Source organism: Nocardia aegles (genome assembly GCF_052545135.1).
This window is the reverse complement of record NZ_JBQWRI010000009.1, coordinates 151,003-175,001: the sequence shown is the minus strand read 5'-3', so window position 1 is coordinate 175,001 and position 23,999 is coordinate 151,003. Positions and strand designations below refer to the sequence as shown.

General features: G+C 67.7%; 21 protein-coding genes. 18 read left to right on the top strand and 3 right to left on the bottom strand.

Translation table 11 applies throughout. From position 1 onward, the window contains the following. Positions 1–588: 588 nt before the first annotated feature. Both ACT89H_RS23455 and ACT89H_RS23450 read right to left on the bottom strand, forming a co-directional pair. Positions 589–1,161 carry a MarR family winged helix-turn-helix transcriptional regulator gene (locus tag ACT89H_RS23455; RefSeq protein WP_445110805.1) on the bottom strand — a complete coding sequence of 191 codons (573 nt, stop codon included), beginning with the start codon at positions 1,159–1,161 and terminating at the stop codon, positions 589–591. 156 nt (positions 1,162–1,317) lie between these two features. Continuing rightward, positions 1,318–1,725 carry a MarR family winged helix-turn-helix transcriptional regulator gene (locus ACT89H_RS23450; protein WP_445110804.1) on the bottom strand — a complete coding sequence of 136 codons (408 nt, stop codon included), beginning with the start codon at positions 1,723–1,725 and terminating at the stop codon, positions 1,318–1,320. Between the two features lie 168 nt (positions 1,726–1,893). Between ACT89H_RS23450 and ACT89H_RS23445 the strand changes: the two genes are divergently transcribed. The 18 genes from ACT89H_RS23445 to ACT89H_RS23360 all read left to right on the top strand — a co-directional run bounded on the left by ACT89H_RS23445 (position 1,894) and on the right by ACT89H_RS23360 (position 23,073). Continuing rightward, on the top strand, positions 1,894–2,754 hold the full coding sequence (locus tag ACT89H_RS23445; protein ID WP_445110803.1) for a p-hydroxycinnamoyl CoA hydratase/lyase: 861 nt from the start codon (positions 1,894–1,896) through the stop codon (positions 2,752–2,754). Beyond that, positions 2,751–4,220, top strand: a complete 1,470-nt coding sequence (locus ACT89H_RS23440; protein ID WP_445110802.1) for an aldehyde dehydrogenase — start codon at positions 2,751–2,753, stop codon at positions 4,218–4,220. Before ACT89H_RS23445 ends, ACT89H_RS23440 begins: the two co-directional genes overlap by 4 nt. Positions 4,221–4,249: 29 nt before the next feature. Then, positions 4,250–5,809 carry a class I adenylate-forming enzyme family protein gene (locus tag ACT89H_RS23435; RefSeq protein WP_445110801.1) on the top strand — a complete coding sequence of 520 codons (1,560 nt, stop codon included), beginning with the start codon at positions 4,250–4,252 and terminating at the stop codon, positions 5,807–5,809. 139 nt (positions 5,810–5,948) lie between these two features. Next, entirely contained in the window at positions 5,949–7,175 is a 1,227-nt protein-coding gene (locus ACT89H_RS23430) for an FAD-dependent monooxygenase (protein ID WP_445110800.1), read from the top strand. After that, positions 7,169–8,242 (top strand): maleylacetate reductase, encoded by a 1,074-nt coding sequence (locus ACT89H_RS23425; protein ID WP_445110799.1) that lies wholly within the window; start codon positions 7,169–7,171, stop codon positions 8,240–8,242. The genes ACT89H_RS23430 and ACT89H_RS23425 overlap by 7 nt, the downstream gene beginning before the upstream one ends. Then, complete coding sequence (locus ACT89H_RS23420; protein ID WP_445110798.1) at positions 8,239–9,156, top strand: intradiol ring-cleavage dioxygenase; 918 nt, start codon at positions 8,239–8,241, stop codon at positions 9,154–9,156. The genes ACT89H_RS23425 and ACT89H_RS23420 overlap by 4 nt, the downstream gene beginning before the upstream one ends. A 79-nt stretch (positions 9,157–9,235) precedes the next feature. Next, on the top strand, positions 9,236–11,062 hold the full coding sequence (locus tag ACT89H_RS23415) for an acyl-CoA dehydrogenase (RefSeq protein ID WP_445110797.1): 1,827 nt from the start codon (positions 9,236–9,238) through the stop codon (positions 11,060–11,062). Between the two features lie 467 nt (positions 11,063–11,529). After that, positions 11,530–12,645, top strand: coding sequence for an alcohol dehydrogenase catalytic domain-containing protein (locus tag ACT89H_RS23410; protein ID WP_445110796.1), 1,116 nt, complete (start codon positions 11,530–11,532; stop codon positions 12,643–12,645). A gap of 5 nt (positions 12,646–12,650) precedes the next feature. Further along, positions 12,651–13,325 carry a cysteine hydrolase family protein gene (locus ACT89H_RS23405; RefSeq protein WP_445110795.1) on the top strand — a complete coding sequence of 225 codons (675 nt, stop codon included), beginning with the start codon at positions 12,651–12,653 and terminating at the stop codon, positions 13,323–13,325. 49 nt (positions 13,326–13,374) lie between these two features. Continuing rightward, positions 13,375–14,460: an NAD(P)-dependent alcohol dehydrogenase gene (locus ACT89H_RS23400; RefSeq protein ID WP_445110794.1), complete on the top strand. Its 1,086-nt coding sequence runs from the start codon at positions 13,375–13,377 to the stop codon at positions 14,458–14,460. A 21-nt stretch (positions 14,461–14,481) separates the two neighbouring features. Next, the gene (locus ACT89H_RS23395; protein ID WP_445110793.1) at positions 14,482–14,655 is read left to right on the top strand and encodes a hypothetical protein; all 174 of its coding nucleotides are present in this window, start codon (positions 14,482–14,484) and stop codon (positions 14,653–14,655) included. Further along, positions 14,652–16,877, top strand: coding sequence for a linalool dehydratase/isomerase domain-containing protein (locus ACT89H_RS23390; RefSeq protein WP_445110792.1), 2,226 nt, complete (start codon positions 14,652–14,654; stop codon positions 16,875–16,877). The genes ACT89H_RS23395 and ACT89H_RS23390 overlap by 4 nt, the downstream gene beginning before the upstream one ends. A 394-nt stretch (positions 16,878–17,271) precedes the next feature. Next, on the top strand, positions 17,272–17,625 hold the full coding sequence (locus tag ACT89H_RS23385) for a carboxymuconolactone decarboxylase family protein (protein ID WP_445110791.1): 354 nt from the start codon (positions 17,272–17,274) through the stop codon (positions 17,623–17,625). Positions 17,626–17,840: 215 nt separating this feature from the next. Beyond that, positions 17,841–19,043, top strand: coding sequence for a dihydrolipoamide acetyltransferase family protein (locus ACT89H_RS23380; protein ID WP_445110790.1), 1,203 nt, complete (start codon positions 17,841–17,843; stop codon positions 19,041–19,043). Positions 19,044–19,114: 71 nt separating this feature from the next. Continuing rightward, complete coding sequence (locus tag ACT89H_RS23375; RefSeq protein WP_445110789.1) at positions 19,115–20,074, top strand: thiamine pyrophosphate-dependent dehydrogenase E1 component subunit alpha; 960 nt, start codon at positions 19,115–19,117, stop codon at positions 20,072–20,074. A gap of 70 nt (positions 20,075–20,144) precedes the next feature. Next, positions 20,145–21,125, top strand: a complete 981-nt coding sequence (locus ACT89H_RS23370) for an alpha-ketoacid dehydrogenase subunit beta (protein ID WP_445110788.1) — start codon at positions 20,145–20,147, stop codon at positions 21,123–21,125. A gap of 50 nt (positions 21,126–21,175) precedes the next feature. After that, entirely contained in the window at positions 21,176–21,958 is a 783-nt protein-coding gene (locus ACT89H_RS23365) for an SDR family NAD(P)-dependent oxidoreductase (RefSeq protein ID WP_445110787.1), read from the top strand. Positions 21,959–22,023: 65 nt separating this feature from the next. After that, complete coding sequence (locus tag ACT89H_RS23360; protein WP_445110786.1) at positions 22,024–23,073, top strand: alpha/beta fold hydrolase; 1,050 nt, start codon at positions 22,024–22,026, stop codon at positions 23,071–23,073. Positions 23,074–23,191: 118 nt separating this feature from the next. Here ACT89H_RS23360 and ACT89H_RS23355 read toward each other — a convergent pair whose 3' ends face one another. Then, positions 23,192–23,983 carry a helix-turn-helix transcriptional regulator gene (locus ACT89H_RS23355; protein WP_445110785.1) on the bottom strand — a complete coding sequence of 264 codons (792 nt, stop codon included), beginning with the start codon at positions 23,981–23,983 and terminating at the stop codon, positions 23,192–23,194. Between the last annotated feature and the right edge of the window lie 16 nt (positions 23,984–23,999).

Below are 23,999 nucleotides of genomic sequence, written 5' to 3'. Positions count from 1 at the left end.
TGTCGACCACCACACTATTTGTCAGAACCCTGACAGTCAAGGAGGCGGAAAAGCCGCAGATTCCAGTAAATATCGAGTAAACTCAGTCAGAATCCCGGTTCAGACTTGTTCGACCCTTGACACGTTTGCCGTCGCGCAGAACAACGCGGGAAGCTCAGATGCGCGTGCTGAACGGCCTCGAGCACACCCGACCTCGCCCGCCTCCAGCGTCCGAGCCGGCCACGCGCGATATCACTTCGACCCTGGGCCCGTATCGGGCCGCGGCTCGCCCGGCGCGATGATCCTCACGCCGCTCGCGACACCATCGGCCTGCGACGGGCCGGCCATCGGCCCGGCCGGCTGTCACCGCGGCACTGCGCGCCTTCGCGATCAGCAACGGCGCGCTCAGCCTCGGCCTGTTGCGCCCTGGTGCCTGCGGCCGGGTTGGCCGGGAGCCTGTCGCATGGGTTCTTCTACCGCACGACCGGTGCGGCCTTCGCGGTGGCCGTTCCGATCGGCACCGCCCGCCTCTGCGGATCTCCGCATTCGGAGGAGTTCTCCGACCGCGTCCACGGCTGGTGCGCCGACCTGCTCCAGGCCCGGAACCTCTTACTCCGACGACGACTCGCTGCGGGCGCCCTGTCGACCGGACGCCGCACGGCTCGGCACATCCTGACCGACCAGGGTGTTGAGCAGGTGCAGCAACTCACCGAGCTGATCATCACGCAACACATCGGTCCAGGCGGTCAGCCGATCCGCCTGGATCGCCACCGCCCGCTCCAGAATCGACAACCCCGCCGGCAACAACTCCACCACCAGCTGACGTCGATCGTTATCGGCAACCCGGCGAGCAACCAGTTCCTGACGCTCGAGCGTCGTCAGCGCACTGGACACACTGGCCCGCGACGTCCCCGACAACCGCGTCAACTCGTGCTGCGGCGTCCCACCGAACGCCCACAACACATTCAGAATCCGGAAACCGGCCCAGGTGATCCCCAACGGCCGATGCACCGAACGCTCGAAATCTTGGGACAGCCGGGCCTCCAGACGGGTCAGTACCGCCACCGTCTCCATCGCGTCCAACACCCGCGGATCCGTCGTGCCCAGCTCACGATGACGCTGACGTAACGACTCCGACAGCGCCCGACTCCGCACCCGACGCAACGAACCCTCACCCGCCATCCACCACACCACCTTCGAACCACTCCGCCGCCGGCAGCGAAAGACGCGCCGCCGAGCCGCTGCTGATCGTTCGACTTCTGACGCTACTGCACGGCGAGCGCAGCCGGTGACAACGACAGTCGGTGACCGACCGGCGCCGAGATGCCCACGGCGGCATCACCCATCGGCGAGATTGCGCACGCAGAGTTCGAGCGCAGTTCGCAGGGCGGCGACCGATGGCCTGTCGAGGCCGTCGAGCATCTTCTTCTCGACGGCCTCGGCCGCCTCTTCGCACCGGACCAGAGCGCCACGCCCCTTGTCGGTGAGGTAGTTGCACAGGATTCGCTGGTTGTCCGGCCGTGGACGACGCTCGACGTAACCGGAGCGCGCGAAGGCCGCCACCATCACCTGCATCGACTGTGCCGTGACGAACGCGCGCCTGGCCAGCTGCGCCGATGACATGCCCGGATGCCGGCCCAGGATGCTCAACGCCGCGTACTGAGGCGTGGTGAGACCGTGTTCGCGCAATGCGTCGTCCAGATCGCGACGAACCGCAGACTCGAGGCGCTTCACCAGATAGGTCACGCGCGCACCCCGGGTAGCGGGAGCGCCGACTTCGCTCTGTGCATTCGAGTCTCCGTTCACAATTGACAGGTTATCAGAGTGACTGATAAGTTCGAATATCAGAAAATCTTATATGAAGCTGCCGCACCGGTGTCCACCGGAGACGGCCACCCACCTCAGGGAGATCGCATGACCAACGACACCGATACCGAACCGTGGGGCAACACGGTTGCCGTCGAGTTCGACGAGCACCGCATCGCCTGGGTCAGCCTGAATAGGCCCGACAAGCGCAATGCCATGAACCCCACGCTCAACCGGGAAATGTTCGCCACGCTGGATCGCCTCGAGGACGACGAGCGGTGCGCAGTGGTCGTCCTCACCGGTGCCGGAGAGGCGTTCTCCGCGGGCATGGACCTGAAAGAGTACTTCCGTGAGACCGACGGAAAGCCGCGGTCGGTGCAGCACCGGGTGCGTGGCGAAGGCACCAACTGGCAGTTCCGCAAGCTGTACAACTACACCAAGCCGACCATCGCGATGGTCAACGGCTGGTGCTTCGGCGGTGCCTTCGTCCCGCTGGTGTCCTGCGATCTGGCGATCGCGGCCGAGGACGCGACTTTCGGGCTCTCGGAAGTCAACTGGGGCGTCACGCCGGGCAACCTGGTGACCCGGGCTCTCGCGGAGACCATCCCCACCCGCGACGCGATGTACCACATCATGACCGGAGAACCGTTCGACGGGCGCCGCGCTGCCGAGATGCGGCTGGTCAACGAAGCCGTGCCCGCCGACCAGCTGCGTGCCCGGACGGTCGAGCTCGCCCTCAAACTGACCTCACTGAGCCAGTGGGTGGTCCGTTGCACCAAGATCGGCTTCCGGCACTCGCGCTTGATGTCGTGGGAAGCGGCGGAGGACTTCCTCTACGCCAAGCACGATCAGGCGATCCTGTTCGACTCCGATGCCCGGGAGCAGGGCATGACCCAATTCCTCGACACGAAAACCTACCGCCCCGGCCTGGAGACCTACTCGCGCTCGGAAGAGGAAGCACGCCGATGACCACCACGGCCCACGCCACCACCGTCAACCTGCACATCGGCGGCACAGCGATCGCCCCGGAAGACGGCACCTTCTTCACCAAGACCCAACGCCTGACCGGGGAGGAGATCTCCCGGGTGGCGGCAGCCAAAGCCGCCGATTCGGTACGCGCCGCGACCGCCGCGGCCGAAGCAGCCCCGGCGTGGTCCGCGTTGGCCCCGGCCGCCCGGCGGGCGGTCCTGGAACGCGCCGCCGCGCTTCTCGAGGAGCGCAGCGCGGACATCGCCGCGACCATGGGTCGAGAGATGGGCGCGGCAGCCGCGTGGTGCGGTTTCAACGTGGCGCTCGGCGCCGAGATGTTGCGCGAGGCGGCAGCGCAGGTGTACGCGACGGTCGGACAGGTGATTCCGTCGAACGTGCCGGGACTGACCGCCCTGGCGGAGCGCAAGCCCCTCGGCGTCGTGGTCGGGATCGCACCGTGGAACGCCCCGATCATCCTCGGCGTCCGCGCGATCGCGATGCCGCTGGCCCTCGGCAATACCGTCGTGCTCAAAGCGGCCGAAGAGACCCCTGCCACGCACGCTGCGATCGTGCAGTGCCTGGTCGACGCGGGCGCCCCGGCGGGTGCGGTCAACCTGATCACCAATGCCCCCGCCGACGCCGCCGAGGTGGTCGAGGCCCTGATCGCGCACCCGGCGGTCCGCAGCGTCAACTTCACCGGCTCCACCCGGGTAGGGCGCCGGATCGGTGAGCTGGCGGGCCGCCACCTCACCCGCTCGGTTCTGGAACTGGGTGGCAAGGCCCCGTTCGTCGTACTGGCCGATGCCGACCTCGACGAGGCCGCCGCAGCCGCCTCGTTCGGCGCCTTCATGAACCAGGGCCAGATCTGCATGTCCACCGAACGGATCATCGTCGACCGGTCCGTGGCCGAACCGTTCGCCGCCAAGCTCGCCGAGCGCGCCGGCGCCCTGGTGGTCGGCGACCCGCAGGAGCCGGGCACCCAACTCGGCCCGTTGGTCCACGAAGCCGCAGTCGCCCACGTCCACGCCCTGGTGCAAGACGCGGTCGCGCACGGCGCGGCGGTTCGCACCGGCGGCGAACCCGACGGACTGTTCTACCCGCCGACCGTCCTCACCGGGGTTACGGCCGATGCGCGGATCTACTCCGAGGAGAGCTTCGGTCCGCTGGCACCGATCATCGTCGTCGACGGCGTCGACGAAGCCGTCCGAGTGGCCAACGACTCCGAGTACGGGCTGTCCGCGGCAGTGTTCACCTCCGATGTCGATCTCGGGCTGCGGGTGGCTCGCCGGATCGAGTCCGGCATCTGCCACATCAACGGAGCAACCGTGCACGACGAGGCGCAGATGCCGTTCGGCGGGGCCAAAGCCAGTGGTTACGGGCGGTTCGGGTCGCAGGCCGCGATCGAGGAATTCACCGAGCTGCGCTGGGTCACCATCTCCTCCGAGCACCGGCACTACCCCATCTGAGCGACAACTGCGATGACACGGAGCCTGGAATGACACACAGCACTGCGCCCGTGCAGGGCGAAACGGACGACCCGTTCGCGTCGCTGGTGCCCCGCTACGGGGAACTCGTCGAGCGGCGTGCCGAACGCCAGCCGACGCGCACGGCGATCGTGCACGAGGGCAGGCACTGGTCCTATGGGCAGCTGCGGGAGCGCATCCTCGCGACGGCTCAGTTCCTGGTCCGGCGCGGCGTCGGCCCGGGCGACCGTGTGGTGTGTTTCGCGGAGAACCGCCCCGAGCTGCTGGTGGCGCTGTATGCCTGCTCGCGTATCGGGGCGGTATTCGCCCCGGTGGGGATCGCCTCCACCGTCGAGGAACTCACCCATGTCCTCGACGACCTGGACCCACGGGTGCTGCTGGTCTCCGGCGAAACCGCCGAACGGCTGGCCGCACAGGCCGGCCCGGCGGTCACGCAGTATTTGCTCGCTCCGAGCAGCGGCACGGTGCTGGATGCGCTCCCGGAGGCGGCCACCTTCCCCGTGGAGGCCGCTCACCGGCCTGATCCCGCGGATCCCGTGCTGATCGTCTACACCTCGGGCACCTCGGGGCGGCCGAAGGGAGTGGTGCTCAGTCACCGGGCGCTGTGGTTCAACAGCCTCAACACCCTGCTGGGGCTCGATGTGGTCTCCGACGACGTCACCTTGGTGAACACGCCGCTGTCCCACACGGCCGCGCTGAACACGCTGGCGATCACCACCCTGCACAAAGGGGGCACCGTGGTGCTGGATCGAGGCTTCGAGGCGCGTCGCTGCCTCGAGCAGATCCGGCGCCACCGGGTGACCACCATGTTCGCGGTGCCTTCGATGCTGGCCCTGATGTCCCAGGCGGAAGGATTCGACGACGCCGACCTGTCGAGCCTGCGATGGATTCTGGCCGGCGGAGCGCCGACGCCCCCGGCGCTGGTGGCCGAATGGTCCGAGCGCGGAGTGCCGGTACTCGCGAGCTTCGGCATGACCGAGGCCGGCCCGTCGGTCAGCTTCCGGCGCACGGACGATGCCTCCGGCAAATCCGGGTCGTCGGGTCCCCCGGCGCTGCTGACCGATGTCCGGATCGTGTCCGCGGAGGGGACAGACTGCGCCCCGGGCACGGTCGGCAACGTGCGGGTTCGTGGCCCGCACCTGGCATCCGGCTACTGGCGCAACCCCGAAGCGACCAGCGCCACCTTCCAGAGCGGGTGGCTGGATACCGGCGACCGCGGTTACCTCGACGAAGATGGGGATCTGTGCATCACCGGGCGGTCGAAGGACACGATCATCACCGGTGGCGAGAACGTCGACCCGGCAGAGGTCGAGCACCTGATCGCCCAGTATCCGGGTGTCCGGGATGTGGCTGTGGTGGGCCGGCCCCACCCGGTCTGGGGGGAGATCATCACCGCCGTGCTAGTCGCCGATGTCGAGGTCACCGTCGAGGATCTGCAGGAATTTCTGCGGCCGCACCTGGCCAAGTTCAAGATTCCGCGCGTGGTCGAGACCCGGTCCGCGCTGCCGCGCAGCGCGGTGGGCAAGTTGCTGCGGCGGGCGCTGACGGAGCCGTCGGTGCATACGCCATGAGTCCACCCGGGCCGGGCGAGCAAGGTCATTCCCGCTGCCTCCGCGGGAATCCCGCCCGCTCCGGTCCGGGTGCCCGAAGAACACCCTCGCTCCCGGGTTCGTTCCGGTCCCGGGGCACCCCCGAGAAAGCAGACATCCGATGAGTACTTCCGTATCCGACCAGGGATCCGGTACCGCACTGCGCGTCGTCGTCGTGGGCGGCGGCATCGGTGGCCTGGCGGCTGCCGCCTTCCTGCACCGAGCCGGAATCGATGTCACCGTGTTCGAGCAGGCGCCCCAGCTCGGCGAGGTCGGTGCGGGCCTGGTGGTCTCCCCGAACGCGGTGCGCCTGCTGCGCCGGCTCGGCCACCTGGATCGCTTCCTCGACTCCGCGGTCGAACTCGACGTCGCCTGGGAATTCCGGCGCTGGCAGAACGGCGAAGTCATCTCCGCCGAACAGATGAGCGGGCGTTGCGAACAGCTCTACGGCGAGAGTTCCTACGTCAGCCACCGCGCCGACCTGCTCGAGGCCATTCGGGCCGCGGTGCCGCCGCAGCTGGTGCAACTCGGTAAGCGATGCACCGGTATCGACCAGCTTCCTGACCAGATCCGCGTCCACTTCGACGACGGAACGGCGGTCGACGCCGACGTGGTCGTCGGCGCCGACGGAGTCCACTCGGTGATTCGCGGGTACATCACCACCCCCGCGCCGGCGACGTACTCCGGGATGTGCGCCTACCGCGCCCTCGTCCCGGCGGAGAGCGCACCCGAGTTCAGCCGCCGCCCGGTCCAAACCCTGTGGATCGGCCCCGATCACCACCTGGTGCACTACCCCGTCTCGGCGGGACGCAAGATCAACATTGTCGCCTTCGCTCCCGCCGGGGATTTCACCGACGAATCGTGGAGCAGCCAGGGCACCGTCGAGCAGCTCCTCGCCGAGTTCGACGGGTGGGATCCGCGGCTGCGCGAATTGATCGAGCATGCGGGCACGCCGGGGCGCTGGGCCCTGCTCGACCGCGCTCCCCTGCCGAGGTGGAGCAGCGGGCGGATCACGTTGCTCGGCGATGCCGCGCATCCGATGTTCCCGTTCTTCGCCCAGGGCGCGGTGCAGGCGATCGAGGACGCCGCCGCCCTCGCCCAGTGCCTGTCCGCCGGGTCCGGTGACCCGGAGCGCGCGCTCGCGGTGTACGAGGAGATCAGAATCCCCCGCGCGGGCCGTCTGCAGCAGCTCAGCCATGAACGCAAGGACATCAACCATCTACCGGACGGCCCCGAGCAGCAGCGCAGGGACGCCGAACTCGGCGCGGGCGATGCCCTCGTCCGCAGTGGTTGGATTTACGAATACGACGCCGAAGCCGCAGCCAGGGAGGCACTCGCACGATGCTGACCTTCACTCACCGCACGCTCGGGCAGCGAGTGCTCTTCGGCGAGGGCAGCGCTGCCGACCATCTGCTCGCCGAGGTGAAACGCCTCGAGGCGCAGGCAGTCATGCTCATCGCCGAGTCCTCGGATCGTGAGCGGGCGACACAGCTGGCCCAGCGCCTGCCCCACGCCTCCATCTACGACCGGGTGGCCCCGCACGTACCGGTCGAGGAAGCGGAACGCGCCCGCCGATTCGCCGGTGCGCAGGGAATCGACCTCCTCGTGAGCCTCGGCGGCGGATCGGCCACCGGGCTGGCCAAAGCTGTCGCGCTGACCACCGGTATCCCCATCGTCGCGATCCCCACCACCTACGCGGGCTCGGAGGCCACGAACGTGTGGGGGATCACCGAGAGCGCGCGCAAGACCACCGGCGTCGATGATCGCGTCCTGCCGGTGACCGTGGTCTACGACGTGTCGCTGACCTACTCGTTGCCGGTGGACTTGTCGGTGGCGTCCGGGCTCAACGCGCTGGCGCACTGTGTCGACTCGATGTGGGCGCCGCGCACCGATCCGATCGACCAGGCCATGGCCACGGAAGGCATTCGCGCTCTGAGTGCCGGGCTTCCGGCGGTCAAGCGGGACCCGCTGGATCGCGCGGGCCGCGAACAGACGCTGTACGGCGCGTATCTGTCGGCGGTGGCGTTCTCCTCGGCCGGCTCCGGCTTACACCACAAGATCTGCCATGTGCTGGGCGGCGCGTACAACCTGCCGCACGCACAGACCCATGCTGTGATCCTGCCCCATGTCCTGGCCTTTCTCGCGCCCGCGGCACCGGACGCCGCGGCGCGGATCGCCGGCGCGTTCGGCAGCGACGACGCCGTCGCCGGGCTGAATCGGCTGCGCGAGACGCTCGACGCCCCGGTCGCTCTTGCCGACTACGGCTTCGACGAAACAGCGATCCCGGAAGCCGCGCAGCTCATCCTGCCCGCCGTGCCCGAGAACACGCCGCGGGAAGTCACCGTCGCGGAGCTCGAGCGGTTGCTGCGCGCGGCCTGGGCGGGTACCGCACCGAATACGGAGGGAATGAAATGACGACCGATTCGGACCTCGAGCAGAGCCGGCGGGAGCAGGATCTCACCGATCGGGTCGTGGCGAGCTTCGATTCGTGCACCGACCCCCGTTTGCGGCTGCTGATGCAATCGCTGGTGCGGCACCTGCATGCCTTCATTCGCGAGGTCCGGCTGACCGAGGACGAGTGGCAGACCGCGATCGACTTCCTCACCGCGGTCGGGCACATCACCGACGATCGCCGCCAGGAATTCATCCTGCTGTCCGATGTGCTCGGTGCCTCGATGCAGACGGTGACCGTCAACAACGAGGCCTACGGCGATGCCACCGAGGCAACGGTGTTCGGGCCGTTCTTCGTCGAAGACGCTCCCGAGGTGGCCATCGGCGGAGACATCACCAGCGGTGCGACAGGCGAGCTCTGCTGGGCCGAGGGCACCGTTACCGACACCGACGGAAACCCCGTTCCCGGCGCGCGGATCGAGGTCTGGGAAGCCGACGAGGACGGCTTCTACGACGTCCAGTACGCCGACGGCCGAGTCGCCGCTCGTGCGCATCTGTTCACCGACGCCGAAGGCCGCTATGCCTTCTGGGGACTTCGCCCCACCCCCTACCCGATCCCGCACGACGGACCGGTCGGGCGGATGCTCGAGGCGACGGGGCGCTCGCCGATGCGGGCCAGCCACCTGCACTTCATGGTCAGCGCTGAGAATTACCGCACGCTGGTCACGCACATCTTCGACCGCACCGACGCGCTGCTTGATTCGGACACGGTCTTCGGCGTGCGAGATTCCCTGATCAAGGATTTCGAATCGATGCCCGCCGGCACGCCCACGCCGGATGGCCGCGATCTCGCCGGAGCTGCCTGGTCCCGGGTGCGGTTCGACATCCGGTTGGCGCCGGCGCGGACCGCTACCGCGAAGACCGGCACAGCTCGCTGACGGTCGGCCGGGGGCGCCGACGATGCGGCCCGGTCCGAATGGGTGCCCCCGCTCGAGTACACGAAAGAGAACACAGCCGATGAGTCACTATCACAGCAATATTCGCGACATGCAGTTCGTCCTGTTCGACCTGCTCGACGGCCGAAGCCGGTACGGCACGGCGCCGTTCGCGGACGTCGACCCCGAAATGGCGAAGACGATCCTGACCGAAGCCGCCGGTTACGCCACGGACCGGCTCGCCCTCACCTTCTCCGACCGCGACCGGGAACCGGTGAGCTTCGATCCGGCGACGCACAGCGTCCGATTGCCGTCGGCCTACCGCGACGCCGCGGCCGATTACCTCGACTCGGGCTGGCTCGAGCTGGATCTGCCGGAGGAGATCTCCGGGCAGAACGTCCCACCGTCGCTGCGCTGGTGCGTCACCGAGCTGATGCTCGGCGCCAACCCCGCGATCCCGCAGGGCCTCAACGTCATTCCCCAGGTGGTTCGGCTGCTGTGGCAGCGGGGAACCGACGACCAGCGACGGATCGCGGAGCTGATCCTGAAGCGGCGCTGGATGGTCACCATGCTGCTGACCGAGCCGGACGCGGGCTCGGACGTGGGGGCGGGCCGCACCACTGCGGTACCGCAACCGGACGGCAGCTGGCATCTCGACGGCACCAAGAGATTCATCACCTACGGCGACCACGACCTTACCGATAACATCATCCACCTGGTGCTGGCCCGGCCGGTCGGGGTCGAGGGCGCCGGTGGTCCGGGTACCCGGGGGCTGTCGCTCTTCGTGGTCCCGAAGTTCCACTTCGATCTCGCCACCGGGGATCTCGGTGACCGCAACGGGGTGATGGTGACCGGCCTCGAACACAAGATGGGGCTGACGGGCAGCCCCACCTGCGAGGTGACCTTCGGCGCCGACCGGCCCGCCGTCGGTTGGCTGCTCGGTGACGAGCACGCCGGGCTGCGCCAGATGTTCGAGCTGATCAAACATCTACGCATGCTGGTCGGGGTCAAATCGACCGCCGCGCTCTCCACCGGCTACCTCAACGCCCGCGACTACGCCACTACCCGAGTCCAGGGACATCGTCTCGTCGGAGGCGACAACCGCTCCGTGCCCATCATCGAGCACCCTGACGTACGCCGGTCGCTGATGACTCAGAAGGCCTACGCCGAGGGGATGCGAGCGCTGATCCTTTACACCGGGTCCCAGCAGGACCGATTGGAGGCCTCGCGCAGCACCGGCGAGCTGGATCGTGACGCTGATGCCTGTCATCAGCTGCTCCTTCCGGTGATCAAGGGGTACTGCGCGGAAACGGCCTGGCGCGTGCTCGGTCAGGAGAGCCTGCAGATGTTCGGCGGCTCCGGGTACCTTGCCGACTATCCCCTCGAGCAGTACGTCCGCGACACCAAGGTCGACTCGCTGTACGAAGGGACCACCGGGATCCAGGGCCTGGACCTGTTCTCCCGCAAGATCCTGCGCGACGGCGGGGCGACGCTCGAACGACTGCTGGCCGAGATGGAGAAGACCGCCACCGCCGCCGACACCCGTTTCGGCCACGAGCGGGCCATCCTGTCGGCCGCCATCGATTCGATTCGCGGCATGGTCGCGCTGCTCACCGCCCGGTGGGGGGACGACGACGCGCATGCCGAGCGGGAGCTCGCCGCGCAGGACACCACCAGGCTGTTGCTCGGGCTCGGTGATCTGGTCTGCGGATGGCTGCTGCTACGCGGCGCCGAGGTCGCGCAGACCCGGCTGGCCGACGCCGATGACACCGATCGGCCGTTCTACCTGGGCAAGATCGAGGTGGGGTCCTGGTTCGCGCGACAGGTTCTGGTCGGCCTGCCCGCTGGGCTGGTGGCGATGCAGAACAGCACCCCGGACCTGCTCGCCCTGCCGATCGAGGCGTTCTGACGCGACGAACCATGCCTGGGTGAACCATGCCTGGGTGAACCATGTCTGGGTGCGAGTGCCATCGCTCCCTTTGACGGTCGGCACGGTGCGGGCGTCCGCCCGGCAGCGCCCCCGCATCAGCCGAACCTCGAACGACCGGTTCGCGCGTCTCAGCGCGGACCGGTCGTCTCGCTTCCGGCCGGTAACATGACCATCAGCTGTCGCGGGGTCGAAGCGTGGGTGGGGCCCGCAGCCGATGACCGATGATCGGCGCCCGCCGACTCCTGCGAGGTCGGACAGCTACCACTCGGTGCGTTCGGTGTACCGATCGTCCCCGGCACCGTGTCCCGGCCCGACCTCCTCCGCCCGCCGCGGCGCTATTCCAGTTTCCCACTGGACGGAAATAGTGTGGCCGCGATCATATCAGTGAGTCTTATATATAGACGTCGGCATCGAGGCCGACTCGAAGTTTCAAGGAGTAATCGAAAATGGCAGGAACCATGCTGGCGGCCCGCATGCATCGGGTGGGCGAGCCGATGACCCTCGACGAGGTTCCCGTGCCCGAGCCCGGGCCCCACGACGTGCGGGTGTCGGTGCGGGCCTGCAACATCGTGCCCAATCTGGCGAACATCCTGCAGAACTGGACCACCTGGTTCCCGCAGAATCCACTACCCAAGCTTCCGGCGATCTTCGGGCTCGATCCCGCGGGCGTCATCGAGGCCGTCGGCTCGGACGTGCACGGCTTCGCCCCGGGCGACCGGGTGTACGTCAACCCGGGCCGCTACTGTGGCGACTGTCTGCCGTGCCGACGGGGTGAGCACAACGACTGCACCAGCTACGCCTTCTCCGGCTACTTCGGGTTCACCGCGACCGCCCCACGCATGCTCGACCGGTACCCCTATGGCGGCCTGGCCGAGTACATGATCGCACCGCAGTACGCCCTGGTGAAGTTGCCGGAGAAAGTCTCCTTCGAGCAGGCTGCCCGGTTCGGCTACCTGGGTACCGGTTACGCCGCCCTGCGCAAGGCCCGAGTCGGCACCGACACCACCGTTCTCGTCAACGGCATCAGCGGCACCCTGGGACTCGGCGTGGCCCTGCTGGCGCTGGCCATGGGAGCGACCACGATCCTCGGCACCGGCCGTGACCGCGACCTGCTCGCCCGGGTAGAGGCACTGGCACCCGAACGAATCCGGACGTTCTCCACCCACGACGGCACCATCGATTCCTGGGTGCACGACACCCTCGGCGGTGGCGTCGATGTCTACATCGACGCGCTCGGCCCGGGCGCGTCGCACGAGCCGTTCCAGCAGGGTCTGAAGTCCCTGCGCCGCGGCGGGCGCGCCGTCAACATCGGCGCCACCGCGGGCGAAGTGCCCATCGATGTCCACCACATCATGGATCAACAGCTGCAACTGCTCGGATCGTGCTGGTTCTCCGCGGGCGAAGGCCAGGACATGGCGGCCATGGCCGCGGCGGGATTGCTCGATCTCTCGGTCTTCGAGCACATCACTTACCCGCTGGCCAAGGTCAACGACGCGATCAGCGGCGTCGCCATCCGCAACGGCGGTTTCAGTAACTTCCTCATCACCCCGACCGCGGAGTGAGCGCGATGAGCGACAACCACGATCCCCTCGTTCTGGAACCGGCGCGGACCGCCCTGATCAATGTCCACTGGCAAGCGGACATCGTGAGCCCCACCGGCGCATTCGCTCCGTTCTTCGCCGAGTCGGTCGCCCGCAACGGCGTCGTCGGCACCGCGCGCACGCTTCTCGCCGCCTTCCGCGCGGCGGCGGCACCGGTGGTCTTCGCGCGCGCGGTGTTCGCGCCCGGCTACCCCGAACTGATCCTGAACACTGGGCTCAACCGCGCCATCGTCGACCTGGGAGCCCTGGTCGAAGGGTCACCCGGAGCTCGCATCATCCCCGAGATGGCGCCGCTTCCCACCGAGCCGGTCGTCGGACATCCTGGAACCTCCGCTTTCCCGACCACCGCCCTCGACGCGATTCTCCGGCGCTTCGGAGTCGACACCGTCGTGTTCACCGGTGTGGCGACCAATGTCACGGTCGAAGGCACCGCACGGGACGCGATCGAGCTCGGCTACCAGGTGGTGCTCGTGTCCGATGCGTGCGCGGCCGCCACCGACGAGGCCCACGAGGCCACGCTCGCCACCTTCGGACTGCTCGGACGGGTCGCGACCGCCGACCAGGTCGCTGCGGCGCTGTCACAGGGCACGCCCCGGGTGCCCGCCGGCTCGGCGCCCAGCGCTGTCGCAGGCGAGCACTGACCGTTCAACGGGCGATCCCCCACCTCCGCAACCACGACATGGAACATAGATGCACACCACAGCAGCACTGAGCCGCGGTCCGGCTTCCACATTCACCCTGGAAGAAGTCGAGCTCGCCGACCTGCGGCCGGACGAGGTCCTGGTCCGGCTGGTCGCAGTCGGCATCTGCCATACCGATCTGACCACCAAGGCGACCTCCGCCCCGGACGCGCCCGCGCTGTACGGGCACGAAGGCGCGGGAGTCGTGGAGCAGGTCGGGTCGGCGGTCACGGGTATCGAGACCGGTGACCACGTCCTGCTCAGCTACAACAACTGCGGCACCTGCGCACAGTGCCTAGCGGGGCGCCGCGCGTACTGCGCCCATTTCACCGAGCTGAACAGCTCCGGAGGCAGGCTCGACGGCACCTCCCCGGTGTCGCAGTCCGGCGAGGCGGTGTGGGCGAATTTCTTCGGCCAGTCGAGCTTCGCCCGGCACGCCATCGCGAACCGCGAGAACGTCGTCGTGGTCCCCCGCGACGTCGACCTCGCCGCCGCGGCCCCGCTGGGCTGCGGTTTCCAGACCGGCGCCGGAGCGGTGTCGAACGTCCTGCGGCCGACTGCCGACTCCACGCTGGTCGTGTACGGAGCCGGAGGTGTCGGGATCGCGGCCGTCATGGCCGCCCACGCGCTCGGAGTGCAGACCATCATCGCGGTCGATCTCTCCGAACCCAGGCGACAGCTCGCCGCCGAACTCGGCGCCACGCACGTTCTCGACGGCGCGGATCCGGCGCTCGTGGATCGCATCCGGGAGATCACCGGGGGCGGCGCGACCCACGCCTTCGACACCACGTCGGTTCCGAGTGTCATCCGGGGCGCGGCTCTCGCGCTCGGCGCACTCGGTGTCCTGGTGGTCGTGGGAATCGGAAATCCCGAGATCAGCTTCGACGCCGTGGACCTGATCGTCGGCGGCAAAACCGTTCGCGGCTGCATCGAGGGTGACGCCGACTCGCGGAAGTTCATTCCGCAGCTGCTCGAATGGCACGCACAAGGCAAGTTCCCGATCGAAAAGGTCATTACCCGGTACCGGTTCGAACAGATCAACACCGCGGTCGCGGACGCCGCAGGCGCGGTGATCAAACCGGTCCTCGAGTTCTGATCGGTTCCCAGAGGAGATCCCATGGTCTGCTGCATGCTGCTGGCCGGGCTGGCCCTGTTCGGGCCACGCGGAGCGGCGCTTTACCGGTTCCTGCGCGGGCAGCGATCCGGCACCGCGATCGGGGGACGCAGCGCACCGGAAGTGCAGATCTCCACCCATCTCGTTTTGACCCCGGCAGGGCAGGAAAGACCATGACGACAACAACTCGTGCCTCCACGGACAACAGCAGAGCGCCGAACACCGGATTCTCCTACGGACCGATGACGAAGCGGTGGCGCCGCCGAACCTTGATCATGGCGGTGGTGTTCTGGGCGGTTGCGGCCTTCGCGCCGACCGCGCTCGGGCTCGGCGAGCCGTGGCGGGCATTCGGTGCCGGCCTGGTAGTCCCGGGCGCATCGATGCTGTACTCGATTCCCGCGCTCGATCAGACCTTCGGCGCGACAACAGTGCTCGGGCACGCCGCGCTGCTGCTCGTCGAGGTGATCGCCGTCGCCTGGCTGCTGCGTCGGCGGGCTCCGGTGGTGGCAGTGGCAGTGGCGCTGGCCGGCCTCGGAGCCATCGTGGCAGGGGTCGCCGCCGCGCCGGTGGCAGTGGTCGTGGCCGGCCACGTCGCCGGCTTCCTCGGTGTGCTGGTCAGCTGCTTCTGGGCCTTCGGTCTGCGGCTGATTCCGCACGCCGACTTCGTGACCCTACCGGTCATCGTCGTTGCCACGGCCGCGCTCGGCGCGGGGTTGACCGCGCACCACGGCAGTGCGGCCCACACCGGCCATCCGGTTGCCGATCACCAGCCCACGTCCGGACCGATGACCTGGGTTCCGGTCGCGGCCTTCATCCTGGCCGTCACCGCGGTCGCGCTCATGGCCCTGAAGGAGGCCCGGATTCGCCGGGCCGCGACGCTGGTCCGGGCAGAACGTGAGCGCCTGCTCGCCCAGAGCCCGCAACCGCCGGGACCGGCGCGCACCGACGTCGTACCCCTCGGCACCCATGATTCGCCGATCGTCGGCGAAGCCGGCCCCGACGAGCTGAAGCTGCTTCGGTACCTGATGAGCACCGCGCTGCAGCCGGTCGACAACTGGGACAGCTACGACAAGGAGATCCCCGCGGGCCCGGTGTCCAGGCTCCGCTACCAGCTCAACGCGCTGGGGTGGGCACTGGCCACGTACAACTACACCTACACCCCGGCCTACTCCGGTGCCCTGACCCGAGCCCAGGTCATGCTGTTCGAACGGATGCAGCGCAAAGAGGTGTGGGGCTACTGGTACTGGCAGAACCTGCTCGGCAACTACGACTTCTTCAAACGCCGCGCCGACCCCATCGATGTTCCGCAGAACATCATGTTCAGTGGCTACCTCAACCTGCAGCTCGGCATGTTCAAGCACGCCACCGGCGACGACCGGTACGACCGCCCCGGAGCCCTGGTCTTCGACTGGTCGGCCCGGCAGCGATTCGCCTTCGACCACTCCCGGATCAACGACATCACGCTGCGCAATTTCGACCAGGATCTGTGCCTGTGGCCGTGCGAACCCGCGCCGCTGAGCCTCGATCGCACGCGCGGGTACGTCTTCCCGTACTGCAATGCCGTCGCCACCGCGGGCATCGGTGTGCTGGACGGCCTCAACGGCACCGATCACGCCGCCCGACTGGCGCCCCGCGTGGCGGACCGGATGGATCGCGAATTCCGGACTGCCAGTGGTGATCTCGTTGCCTTCATGGTGTCGGGCACAGGTATCTCCCCTCGTCTGTCGGGCGGCCCCACCACCACTGCGGGCATCTCCACCTATCTCGCACCACTGCAGCCCGAGTTCGGCAGGCGATCATGGGAGGTACTCCGGCGCGAGTGGCTCGACACCGGGAAGTACCGGGAGGCGAACTCGGCCGGCCCGGAGATCCCGGACTGGAGCACCGGCGCGAAGACCAACGCCGAACCACTCGCCGCCGCGATGCTCCTCGCCCGTGAGTGCGGCGAGCGGGAGTGGCACGACGAGCTGTGGAAAACCGCACTCGATCAGCTGGAATTCACCGCCGACCCCGACACCGGACTGCACCGCTTCCAGCTCGCGTCGGTGCGCGCGAACGGCATGCTCGGATTCGGTGGATTCGGCAACGGGCCCACCCTGGCCACCATGATGAGCACCCCGCGCCCGGCGGCGTGGAACACCGGGCCACGCCTGACCGAGGTACCCCACCCCGAGGTGCTCGTGGCCCGGGCCGTCAGCGACGGCGCCGCCCTCGACCTCGTACTCCACCCCGGCAGCGACGGCGGCCGGTACGCGCTGCGCCTCGACCGGCTCGTTCCCGGGGCCCGCTACCGCCTCTCCGGCGCCGTGGAAGCCGAGATCGTCGCCGACGCCGACGGATGCGCGACCGTGACCGTAGACCTGAGCGGTCGCCACAAGGTCGCAGTTCGACCCAACTGAATCACCCGCCGAATACCGCGGAATATCTATTCGAGCAGGCCAGACCCCGTCTGGCCTGCTCGTTCTGTTATCGCTCCGGGCCGCGAGCGCCGACCGTCCCGCCTGCGCGCCTCCCGCCGATGCCCACCCGCGCGCGGCGCTATCGAGCCGAATTCCGCAAATCCGAGCCGGCACCGCGCCGAAAAGTGTCTACTTTCGGCTACTGGCCCCAGTGGTGTTACCTGCGTTACTTTCTTCGGAGCGCTGTGAGGCGAGTCACTGTCATTCAGAAAGGCGAAAAACCTTTTTCGCACGACTCGAAGAAAGCGATGCCGGAGCGTGGGCCGAAAACGGTCGTCGCGCTTCAGCGAATTTGTCCGCCAGAATTTGATCGAAGTAGGCAGGTACCACCGGCATGTCGACGAACTCCACCGCTGAAATCGTCCGAGAGTTCAATCAGGGGATCGGCGCCCTCGCCGCGGAGCCGGCGACCTCGGCGGTGCTGAAAGCATTCCAGGAACTGCACAAAGCGGCCTCCGCGCCGGGCGCCCTGCCGTCGGCTGTCAAGGAGCTGATCGCCCTGGCCATCGCCATCGCCACGCAGTGCGACGGATGCATCGCGTGGCATGTGACGAACGCCGTCAAAGCTGGGGCGCAGCGCGATCAGGTGCTGGAGACGATCGGCGTCGCCGTGATGATGGGCGGTGGGCCCGCGACCTACTACGGCTCGAAGGCGGCGAGGGCGCTCGATTCCGTCGCGGCTAGCTGAAACGCCGTCCACCATGACCTCTCGCGTATTCACGCTGAACCGCTGCGTGACCGGCGACGGGCCTGCGCTGGTGCCGCTACCGCTTTCGGACAGAGAGTTTCGAGGTCGAGCACCGAGCCGAACCGTGCGGAGTCCCCTTTCTCGACACAGCAGCTGCCCCGCACGAACGCACGTTCGCCGCATTTCCGGCGCTTACAGATAAACGGAGTTGCACCATGTACGTGGTCAAATTGCCCCGGCTCGGGCAGACGATGGAAAGTGGAATCATCACCTCGTGGCACCTCGATGAAGGCGACGAATTCGCCGAAGGAGATCCCCTCTACGAGGTCGAGACCGACAAGATGACCAGCGAGGTGGAGGCGAAACAGTCCGGCGTCCTCGCCAAGATTCTGGTCCCGACCGACGAGAATGTTCCGGTAGGTACGGTGCTGGCTCTCGCCGCCGAGCCGGGCGAGACGGTGTCGGACGACGACATCCGGAAGTTCATCGGAGACCAGGACTCGAACGGCACCACGGCACGGGAAGATCCGTCGGCGACCGTGCCCGGGGAATCGCAGGCGATTTCCGCGCCCGCGCAGGCCCCGGTTCCGTCGGGCGCGGTGCGCGCTGTGCCGAAGGCCCGGCACTTGGCGAAGCAGGCCGGAATCGACCTCACGAGCGTCCGCGGTACGGGGGTGGACGGCACGATCCGAGTGGCGGACCTGCCGAGGGCGCACGCGAACGACGCTGAACCCCGCTACGTGGGACCGCCCCGGGTCGCCGAGCGGATACCGCTGCGCGGTGTCGCCAAATCGATGGCCGAAGCGGTGACCCGCAGCTGGCGGGAGATCCCTCAGTTCGTCCAGCAGACGAATCTCGACGCCACAGCGCTGCGCGCGCGGCTGGAGCGACTGCGGTACGAGGGCGTCCAGGTCACGATCACCGATCTGGTGATCGGTGCGGTGGCTCATGCGGCCGCCGACGTTCCGGAGGTCAACGCCACCTTCTCGGATGAGGAGATCATCCGCTATTCCGACGTGAACGTGTCGTTCGCCGTGGCCTCCGATCGCGGCCTGGTCGTTCCGGTCGTACGGCAGGCGAACACGTTGCCGATCGCGGAGGTCTCGCGACGCACCAAGGAACTCGCGGGCAAGGCCAAGGCCGGAAAGCTGACGACGGAAGACGCAGGCGACGGCACGATCACGGTGTCCAATCTGGGGGTATTCGGTATCGACACCGGGACTCCACTGGTCAACGCGCCCCAGTCGGCGATCGTCTTCGTCGGTTCGCTCCGGGACGAGGCGGTCGTGGTCGACGGCCGGATCGTCGTGCAACCCCGGATGAATATCGCCGTGGCCTTCGACCACCGGGTGGTCGACGGGATGACCGGGGCGCAATTCACCTCCACGCTCAAAGGGCGACTGGAAGCGGGAGGCTGACCAGCCCACGCCTACGCCGGATCACCCGGCTCACGCCGCCCTTTCTCGCCCTTCTCGCCTAGGAGACACCGATGCCGACCCCTCAGCTCGCACTCGACATCTACCGCACCATGTACCAGGTCCAACAGTGGGAGAAGCAGCTGCTTCGTTTCCTCGACGACGGACTGGTGTCAGGGTTCTACCACGCCGGACGCGGCCACGAAGCGCTCGAAGTCGCCTCGATGTACGCCCTCCGCGAAGACGACTACCTGCTCTACGATCACCGCGGATGCGGCCACATGATCGCCAAGGGCATGGACATGGTCAGCTTGTACGGCGACTTCCTCGCCAATGACAAGGGCTCCACCAAGGGGCTCGGCGCCGGCATCGTCCACATCGCCGACCCCGCCCGCGGCGTCCTCGGCCAGTCCGGAACGCTCGGCGGCGGACACGTGCTGGCCGCGGGAGCCGGCTTGTCGATCAAACTTCGCGGTACTGATCAGGTGGTCGTCAACTTCTTCGGCGACGGCGCCGCCAACCGCGGAACCTTCCACGAGGGCGCGAACGCGGCAGGAGCCTGGAAGCTCCCGGTGATCTACATCGTGCAGAACAACGGCTGGGCGATCTCGACGCCGCAGGAGAAAGTCACGGCGGTGAAGTCCTTCGCGGAGCGTGCCGCCGGGTACGGGATGCGCGGAGTCACCGTCGACGGAATGGATCCGTTCGCGGTCTACGAGGCGATGGCCGACGCGGTCCGCCGGGCGCGACAGGGTGAGGGCCCGACCCTGTTGGAGGGCACCGTCGTGCGCTTCCGCGGGCATTTCGAGGGCGATCCGGGCACCTACCGCCCCGAATCGGAACTCGAACGTGGCCGCAGCCTCGATCCCGTGGTGACCACCCGGGCCAGGCTGATCGCCGAAGGGACCGCGACCGAGGCGGAGCTCGGCGTGCTGGAGAAGAACGTCGACGAGCAGGTCGCCGAGGCCGCGCGGGAAGCGCTCACCGGCACACTTCCCGGCCGGGAGCGGCTGTCCGAAGGCGTGTACGCCTAAGTCCGCGCATGGCCGCAGCGAAGGCGGAGGTACGCCGGCGCGGTCCGTTCACACACATGGGAAAGAAGACATGACTCGCAAGATTTCGTACTCGCAGGCCATCAACGAAGCGATGGCGGAAGAACTCGCCCGTGACGATCGGGTGTTCCTGATGGGCCAGGACGTCGGCGTGTTCGGCGGCGTGTTCGGGGTGACCTCCGGGCTCTACGAGAAGTTCGGGCCCCAGCGCGTCATCGACACCCCCATCTCGGAGATGTTCCTCGTCGGTGGCGGAGTGGGCGCGGCGATCACCGGTATGCGCCCGATCGTGGAATTGCAGTTCGGCGACTTCATCTGGAACGCCGGCGACGAGGTGGTCGGCAAGATGTCCAAGTGGCGGTACATGCACGGAGGGCTCTTCAGCGTCCCCATGGTGCTGCGCCTACCGGAAGGTGCCGCGGGTGGCGCCGGGCCCGAGCACTCGACGTGTCCCGAGGCGGCACTGCTTCCCGCGGCCGGCACCTACATCGTGATCCCGTCGACCCCGTACGACGCGAAAGGCTTGCTCAAGTCCGCCATCCGGGACGACAACCCGGTGGCGTTCTTCGAGCACAAAGGCATGTACAGCCTCAAAGGCGAAGTGCCCGAAGAGGAGTACCTCATCCCGCTCGGTCAGGCCGACGTGAAGCGGGCAGGCAGCGACGTCACGATCATCGCGTGGGGACGGCTCGTACACCGCGCCCTCGAGGCTGCCGAACTGGCGGCCGCCGACGGCATCGACGTCGAGGTCCTCGATCCTCGCGGCCTGCGCCCTCTGGATGTCGAGGCGATCGTGCGCACCGTGGAGAAGACCGGGCGCGTGATCATCTCGCACGAGGCGGGGAAGACCGGCGGTGCAGGCGCCGAGATCGCGGCGATCATCGCCGAGCAGTGCATCACCAGCCTAGAGGCGCCGATCATGCGGGTGTGCGGCGTCGAGACGCCCGTCCCGCAGAGCGTGCATCTCGAGCAGTTCATCATCCCCACTGCCGCCGAGCTGCATGTGGCGATCAAGGAGATCGCGGACTTCTGAGCCGCGAAGAGACTCGGCTGACGCGTCGGCGAGTGCCCGAAAGGAATGCGATGAGTGGGAAACAGTTCGAGAACAAGGTTGTGATCGTCACTGGTGGTGCCAGCGGCCAGGGGAAGGCGGCGGTGCTGCAGTTCGCCGCCGCCGGAGCCGCGGTGGTCGCCGCCGATCTCGATGTCGACAGTGCGCAGCGCGTGGTCGACGAGGTGCGGGCCGCCGGTGGCGTCGCATCGGCTGTCGCCGCGGACGTCTCGTCCGAGGACGACGTCCGCGCGATGATCGCCGCGGCGGTCGACGAGTTCGGACGCCTGGATGTGTTGTTCAACAACGCCGGCATCGGCTTCTCCGCACGCGGCCGGTACACGATGGCCAGTGTTGTGGAGACCCCGGCAGCGGATTGGGACGCCGTCCTGGCCATCAATCTCAAGGGTGCGGCGCTCGGTTGCAAGCACGCCATTCCGGTCATGCTGAAACAGGAACAGGGCGGTGTCATCATCAACAACAGCTCGGTGAACGGGATCGCCGGTGTGACCGGAGCCGATGCGTACACCGCCGCCAAGGGCGGCGTCGTGGCCCTCACCCGCACGCTGGCCGTCGAATGGGGGTCGCGCGGGATCAGAGTGAACTGTATCTGCCCCGGCGCGATCGAGACCCCGATGATCGCCGAAGCCCTGGAGGACAGCGAGTACGCGAAGGCCGTACGAGACGACAATCCGATGAAGCGTCTCGGCAAGCCCGAGGAGATCGCAAGTGTTGCGGTCTTCTTGGCCGGCGACGCGGCCTCCTATGTCAACGGAGCCATCCTCCCGGTCGACGGCGGCTGGACCGCGAAGTGAGCTCCCCGAGCACCGAGCACATCGCCGCGCGCTCCGCCCGCGCGCCCGGAACAAAGGAGGCAATTGTGTCGGAACCGAAGTCGCGCACTGTGAGCGCGGCAGGGCATCGTATCCATCTCGAGGAGTTGGGCGAAGGACCCATCGTCCTCATGATCCACGGTTTCCCGGAGTCGCCACGATCCTGGCGGCACCAGATGCGGCCGCTCGCTGACGCGGGGTACCGAGCGGTCGCGATCGACCAGCTGGGATACGGACGATCGTCCAAGCCACTCGCGGTCGAGGAGTCCCGCATCACGCGGCTGGTCGACATCGCCGTCGGCGTGGTGCATGCTCTCGGTGAATCGACCGCGGTCATCGTCGGCCACGATTGGGGTGCGCCGGTCGCGTGGACAGCGGCATGGACCCGGCCGGACGTCTTCACCGCGGTCGTGGGTGCCAGTGTGCCGTTCGGCGGACGCGGCATGACCGTACTGCCCGGCAGTGCCCGTGGCGAAGTGCGTCCGAGCATCATCGAGACCGAAATCGCAGGCCCAGGGCTGATCTGGTATCAGCAGTTCATCCAGAAACCGCAGGCGGCCGAGCCGGACGCGGAGTCCGATGTCCGACGCTTCCTGGCGTCGGTCTACTACTCGCTCTCGGCTGCCGCGATCCCGGAAGTACCGACTTTCGACAGCCGCGAAAGCCTCGTCGAGTGGTTGCGCGGCACCGGCGTCTGCCTGGCGCCGGGTCAGGTGTGGAGCGATCGGCTGGCCACGCCCGACGGCCCGCTCGAATGGCTCCCGGACGCGGAGTTCGAGCGGACGGTCGCGCAGTACGAGTACACCGGTTTCACCGGTCCGATGAACTCGTACCGCACCAATGACCTCGACTGGGAGTTGCTCGCCGCATTCGACGGGAAGCCACTCGAGGTCCCCGCGCTGTATATCGGGGCCGACCGCGACGTCTGCACGTTGTGGGGACGCGAGTCGCTCGAACTCTTCCCGAAGCTGGTGAGCAACTACCACCGATCGGTCATCCTCGACAACTGCGGACACTGGATCCAGCAGGAGAAGCCGGACGAGTTCAACCGGGAACTTCTCGATTTCCTGAAAGAAGCCAGTTCGCTCCGCGGCTGAGGCTCGCAGGGATGTCGCGCGCCGGTTCGGTTCGTTTCCCGGGCCCGCGTGCGACACCGGCCTCGTTCATCCGATGACTGTCGCCGGCGACGTCCGTGCGAGGCCGACTCGCGACAGATCAGTGGCCGACCGGATGGGCGAATCCGCCACGGACCTGATCGCGCCGCAGCACCGCCGCTGTCAGCGCGGCTCGGTTGGGGCACCGCGCCGTGACGAAAATCCGACTGAGATGCTTCTTCACGGCCGCCTCGGATACGCAGAGAACATGGGCGATCTCCGCATTGCTGAGGCCGTCGCCGACCAGACGCGCGACTTCCATCTGCCGCGGGGTCAGTTCGTCCAAGAGGTCCGAGCCCTCCTCGCTCGAGATCGAGATCTGGCGGCTGTAGATATTGAGGTGGCGGGCCAGTGTGCGCACCGCGACCAGATCGCTTCTGTCCCAACCGCGATCGGTGTCGAACATCCCGACGAGGGCTTCACCGTCCGCCAATTTGAGATGGAGGGCGGAGGCTTTTCCCATCCGGTGGGGAAGCAGATAGCCCTCCACATACGATCGCTGCTCCATCGGCAGCCACCGCAGCTGATCGAGCGTCACGAATCCCTCCCTGGACAGCGTCCGCCGCGCTTCGGGCGAGGTGAAGATGTCCTTGTCCTTCCACCGAGAGCGATACTCCTCCAGCAGCGGCACGATGTCTCCGGTGAGAATCGGATCGGGATCGGAGAACAGCGCCGCGTACGTCGGCCCGCAGAAGAAGGTCACATCTCGAACGTCGAACAGCTCCCGGACCCTCGTGACGAGAGTCTTCTTGTATTCGGCGAGGGAGGATGAACTGCCACAGGATTCGAGTGTTTCGAGGATCCCGCGCAACTGGCGCCGCGAAAGCATGTCCGCCGAATACTGGTAAGCCATCGTTGATTACCCTCCG

Coding starts and splice junctions, on each gene's coding strand:
- ACT89H_RS23420 (WP_445110798.1), top strand. CDS start 8,239: ATGACGACCGATTCGGACCTCGAGCAGAGCCGGCGGGAGCAGGATCTC.
- ACT89H_RS23445 (WP_445110803.1), top strand. CDS start 1,894: ATGACCAACGACACCGATACCGAACCGTGGGGCAACACGGTTGCCGTC.
- ACT89H_RS23410 (WP_445110796.1), top strand. CDS start 11,530: ATGGCAGGAACCATGCTGGCGGCCCGCATGCATCGGGTGGGCGAGCCG.
- ACT89H_RS23380 (WP_445110790.1), top strand. CDS start 17,841: ATGTACGTGGTCAAATTGCCCCGGCTCGGGCAGACGATGGAAAGTGGA.
- ACT89H_RS23375 (WP_445110789.1), top strand. CDS start 19,115: ATGCCGACCCCTCAGCTCGCACTCGACATCTACCGCACCATGTACCAG.
- ACT89H_RS23400 (WP_445110794.1), top strand. CDS start 13,375: ATGCACACCACAGCAGCACTGAGCCGCGGTCCGGCTTCCACATTCACC.
- ACT89H_RS23425 (WP_445110799.1), top strand. CDS start 7,169: ATGCTGACCTTCACTCACCGCACGCTCGGGCAGCGAGTGCTCTTCGGC.
- ACT89H_RS23395 (WP_445110793.1), top strand. CDS start 14,482: ATGGTCTGCTGCATGCTGCTGGCCGGGCTGGCCCTGTTCGGGCCACGC.
- ACT89H_RS23440 (WP_445110802.1), top strand. CDS start 2,751: ATGACCACCACGGCCCACGCCACCACCGTCAACCTGCACATCGGCGGC.
- ACT89H_RS23415 (WP_445110797.1), top strand. CDS start 9,236: ATGAGTCACTATCACAGCAATATTCGCGACATGCAGTTCGTCCTGTTC.
- ACT89H_RS23430 (WP_445110800.1), top strand. CDS start 5,949: ATGAGTACTTCCGTATCCGACCAGGGATCCGGTACCGCACTGCGCGTC.
- ACT89H_RS23355 (WP_445110785.1), bottom strand. CDS start 23,983: ATGGCTTACCAGTATTCGGCGGACATGCTTTCGCGGCGCCAGTTGCGC.
- ACT89H_RS23385 (WP_445110791.1), top strand. CDS start 17,272: ATGTCGACGAACTCCACCGCTGAAATCGTCCGAGAGTTCAATCAGGGG.
- ACT89H_RS23405 (WP_445110795.1), top strand. CDS start 12,651: ATGAGCGACAACCACGATCCCCTCGTTCTGGAACCGGCGCGGACCGCC.
- ACT89H_RS23370 (WP_445110788.1), top strand. CDS start 20,145: ATGACTCGCAAGATTTCGTACTCGCAGGCCATCAACGAAGCGATGGCG.
- ACT89H_RS23390 (WP_445110792.1), top strand. CDS start 14,652: ATGACGACAACAACTCGTGCCTCCACGGACAACAGCAGAGCGCCGAAC.
- ACT89H_RS23455 (WP_445110805.1), bottom strand. CDS start 1,161: ATGGCGGGTGAGGGTTCGTTGCGTCGGGTGCGGAGTCGGGCGCTGTCG.
- ACT89H_RS23435 (WP_445110801.1), top strand. CDS start 4,250: ATGACACACAGCACTGCGCCCGTGCAGGGCGAAACGGACGACCCGTTC.
- ACT89H_RS23365 (WP_445110787.1), top strand. CDS start 21,176: ATGAGTGGGAAACAGTTCGAGAACAAGGTTGTGATCGTCACTGGTGGT.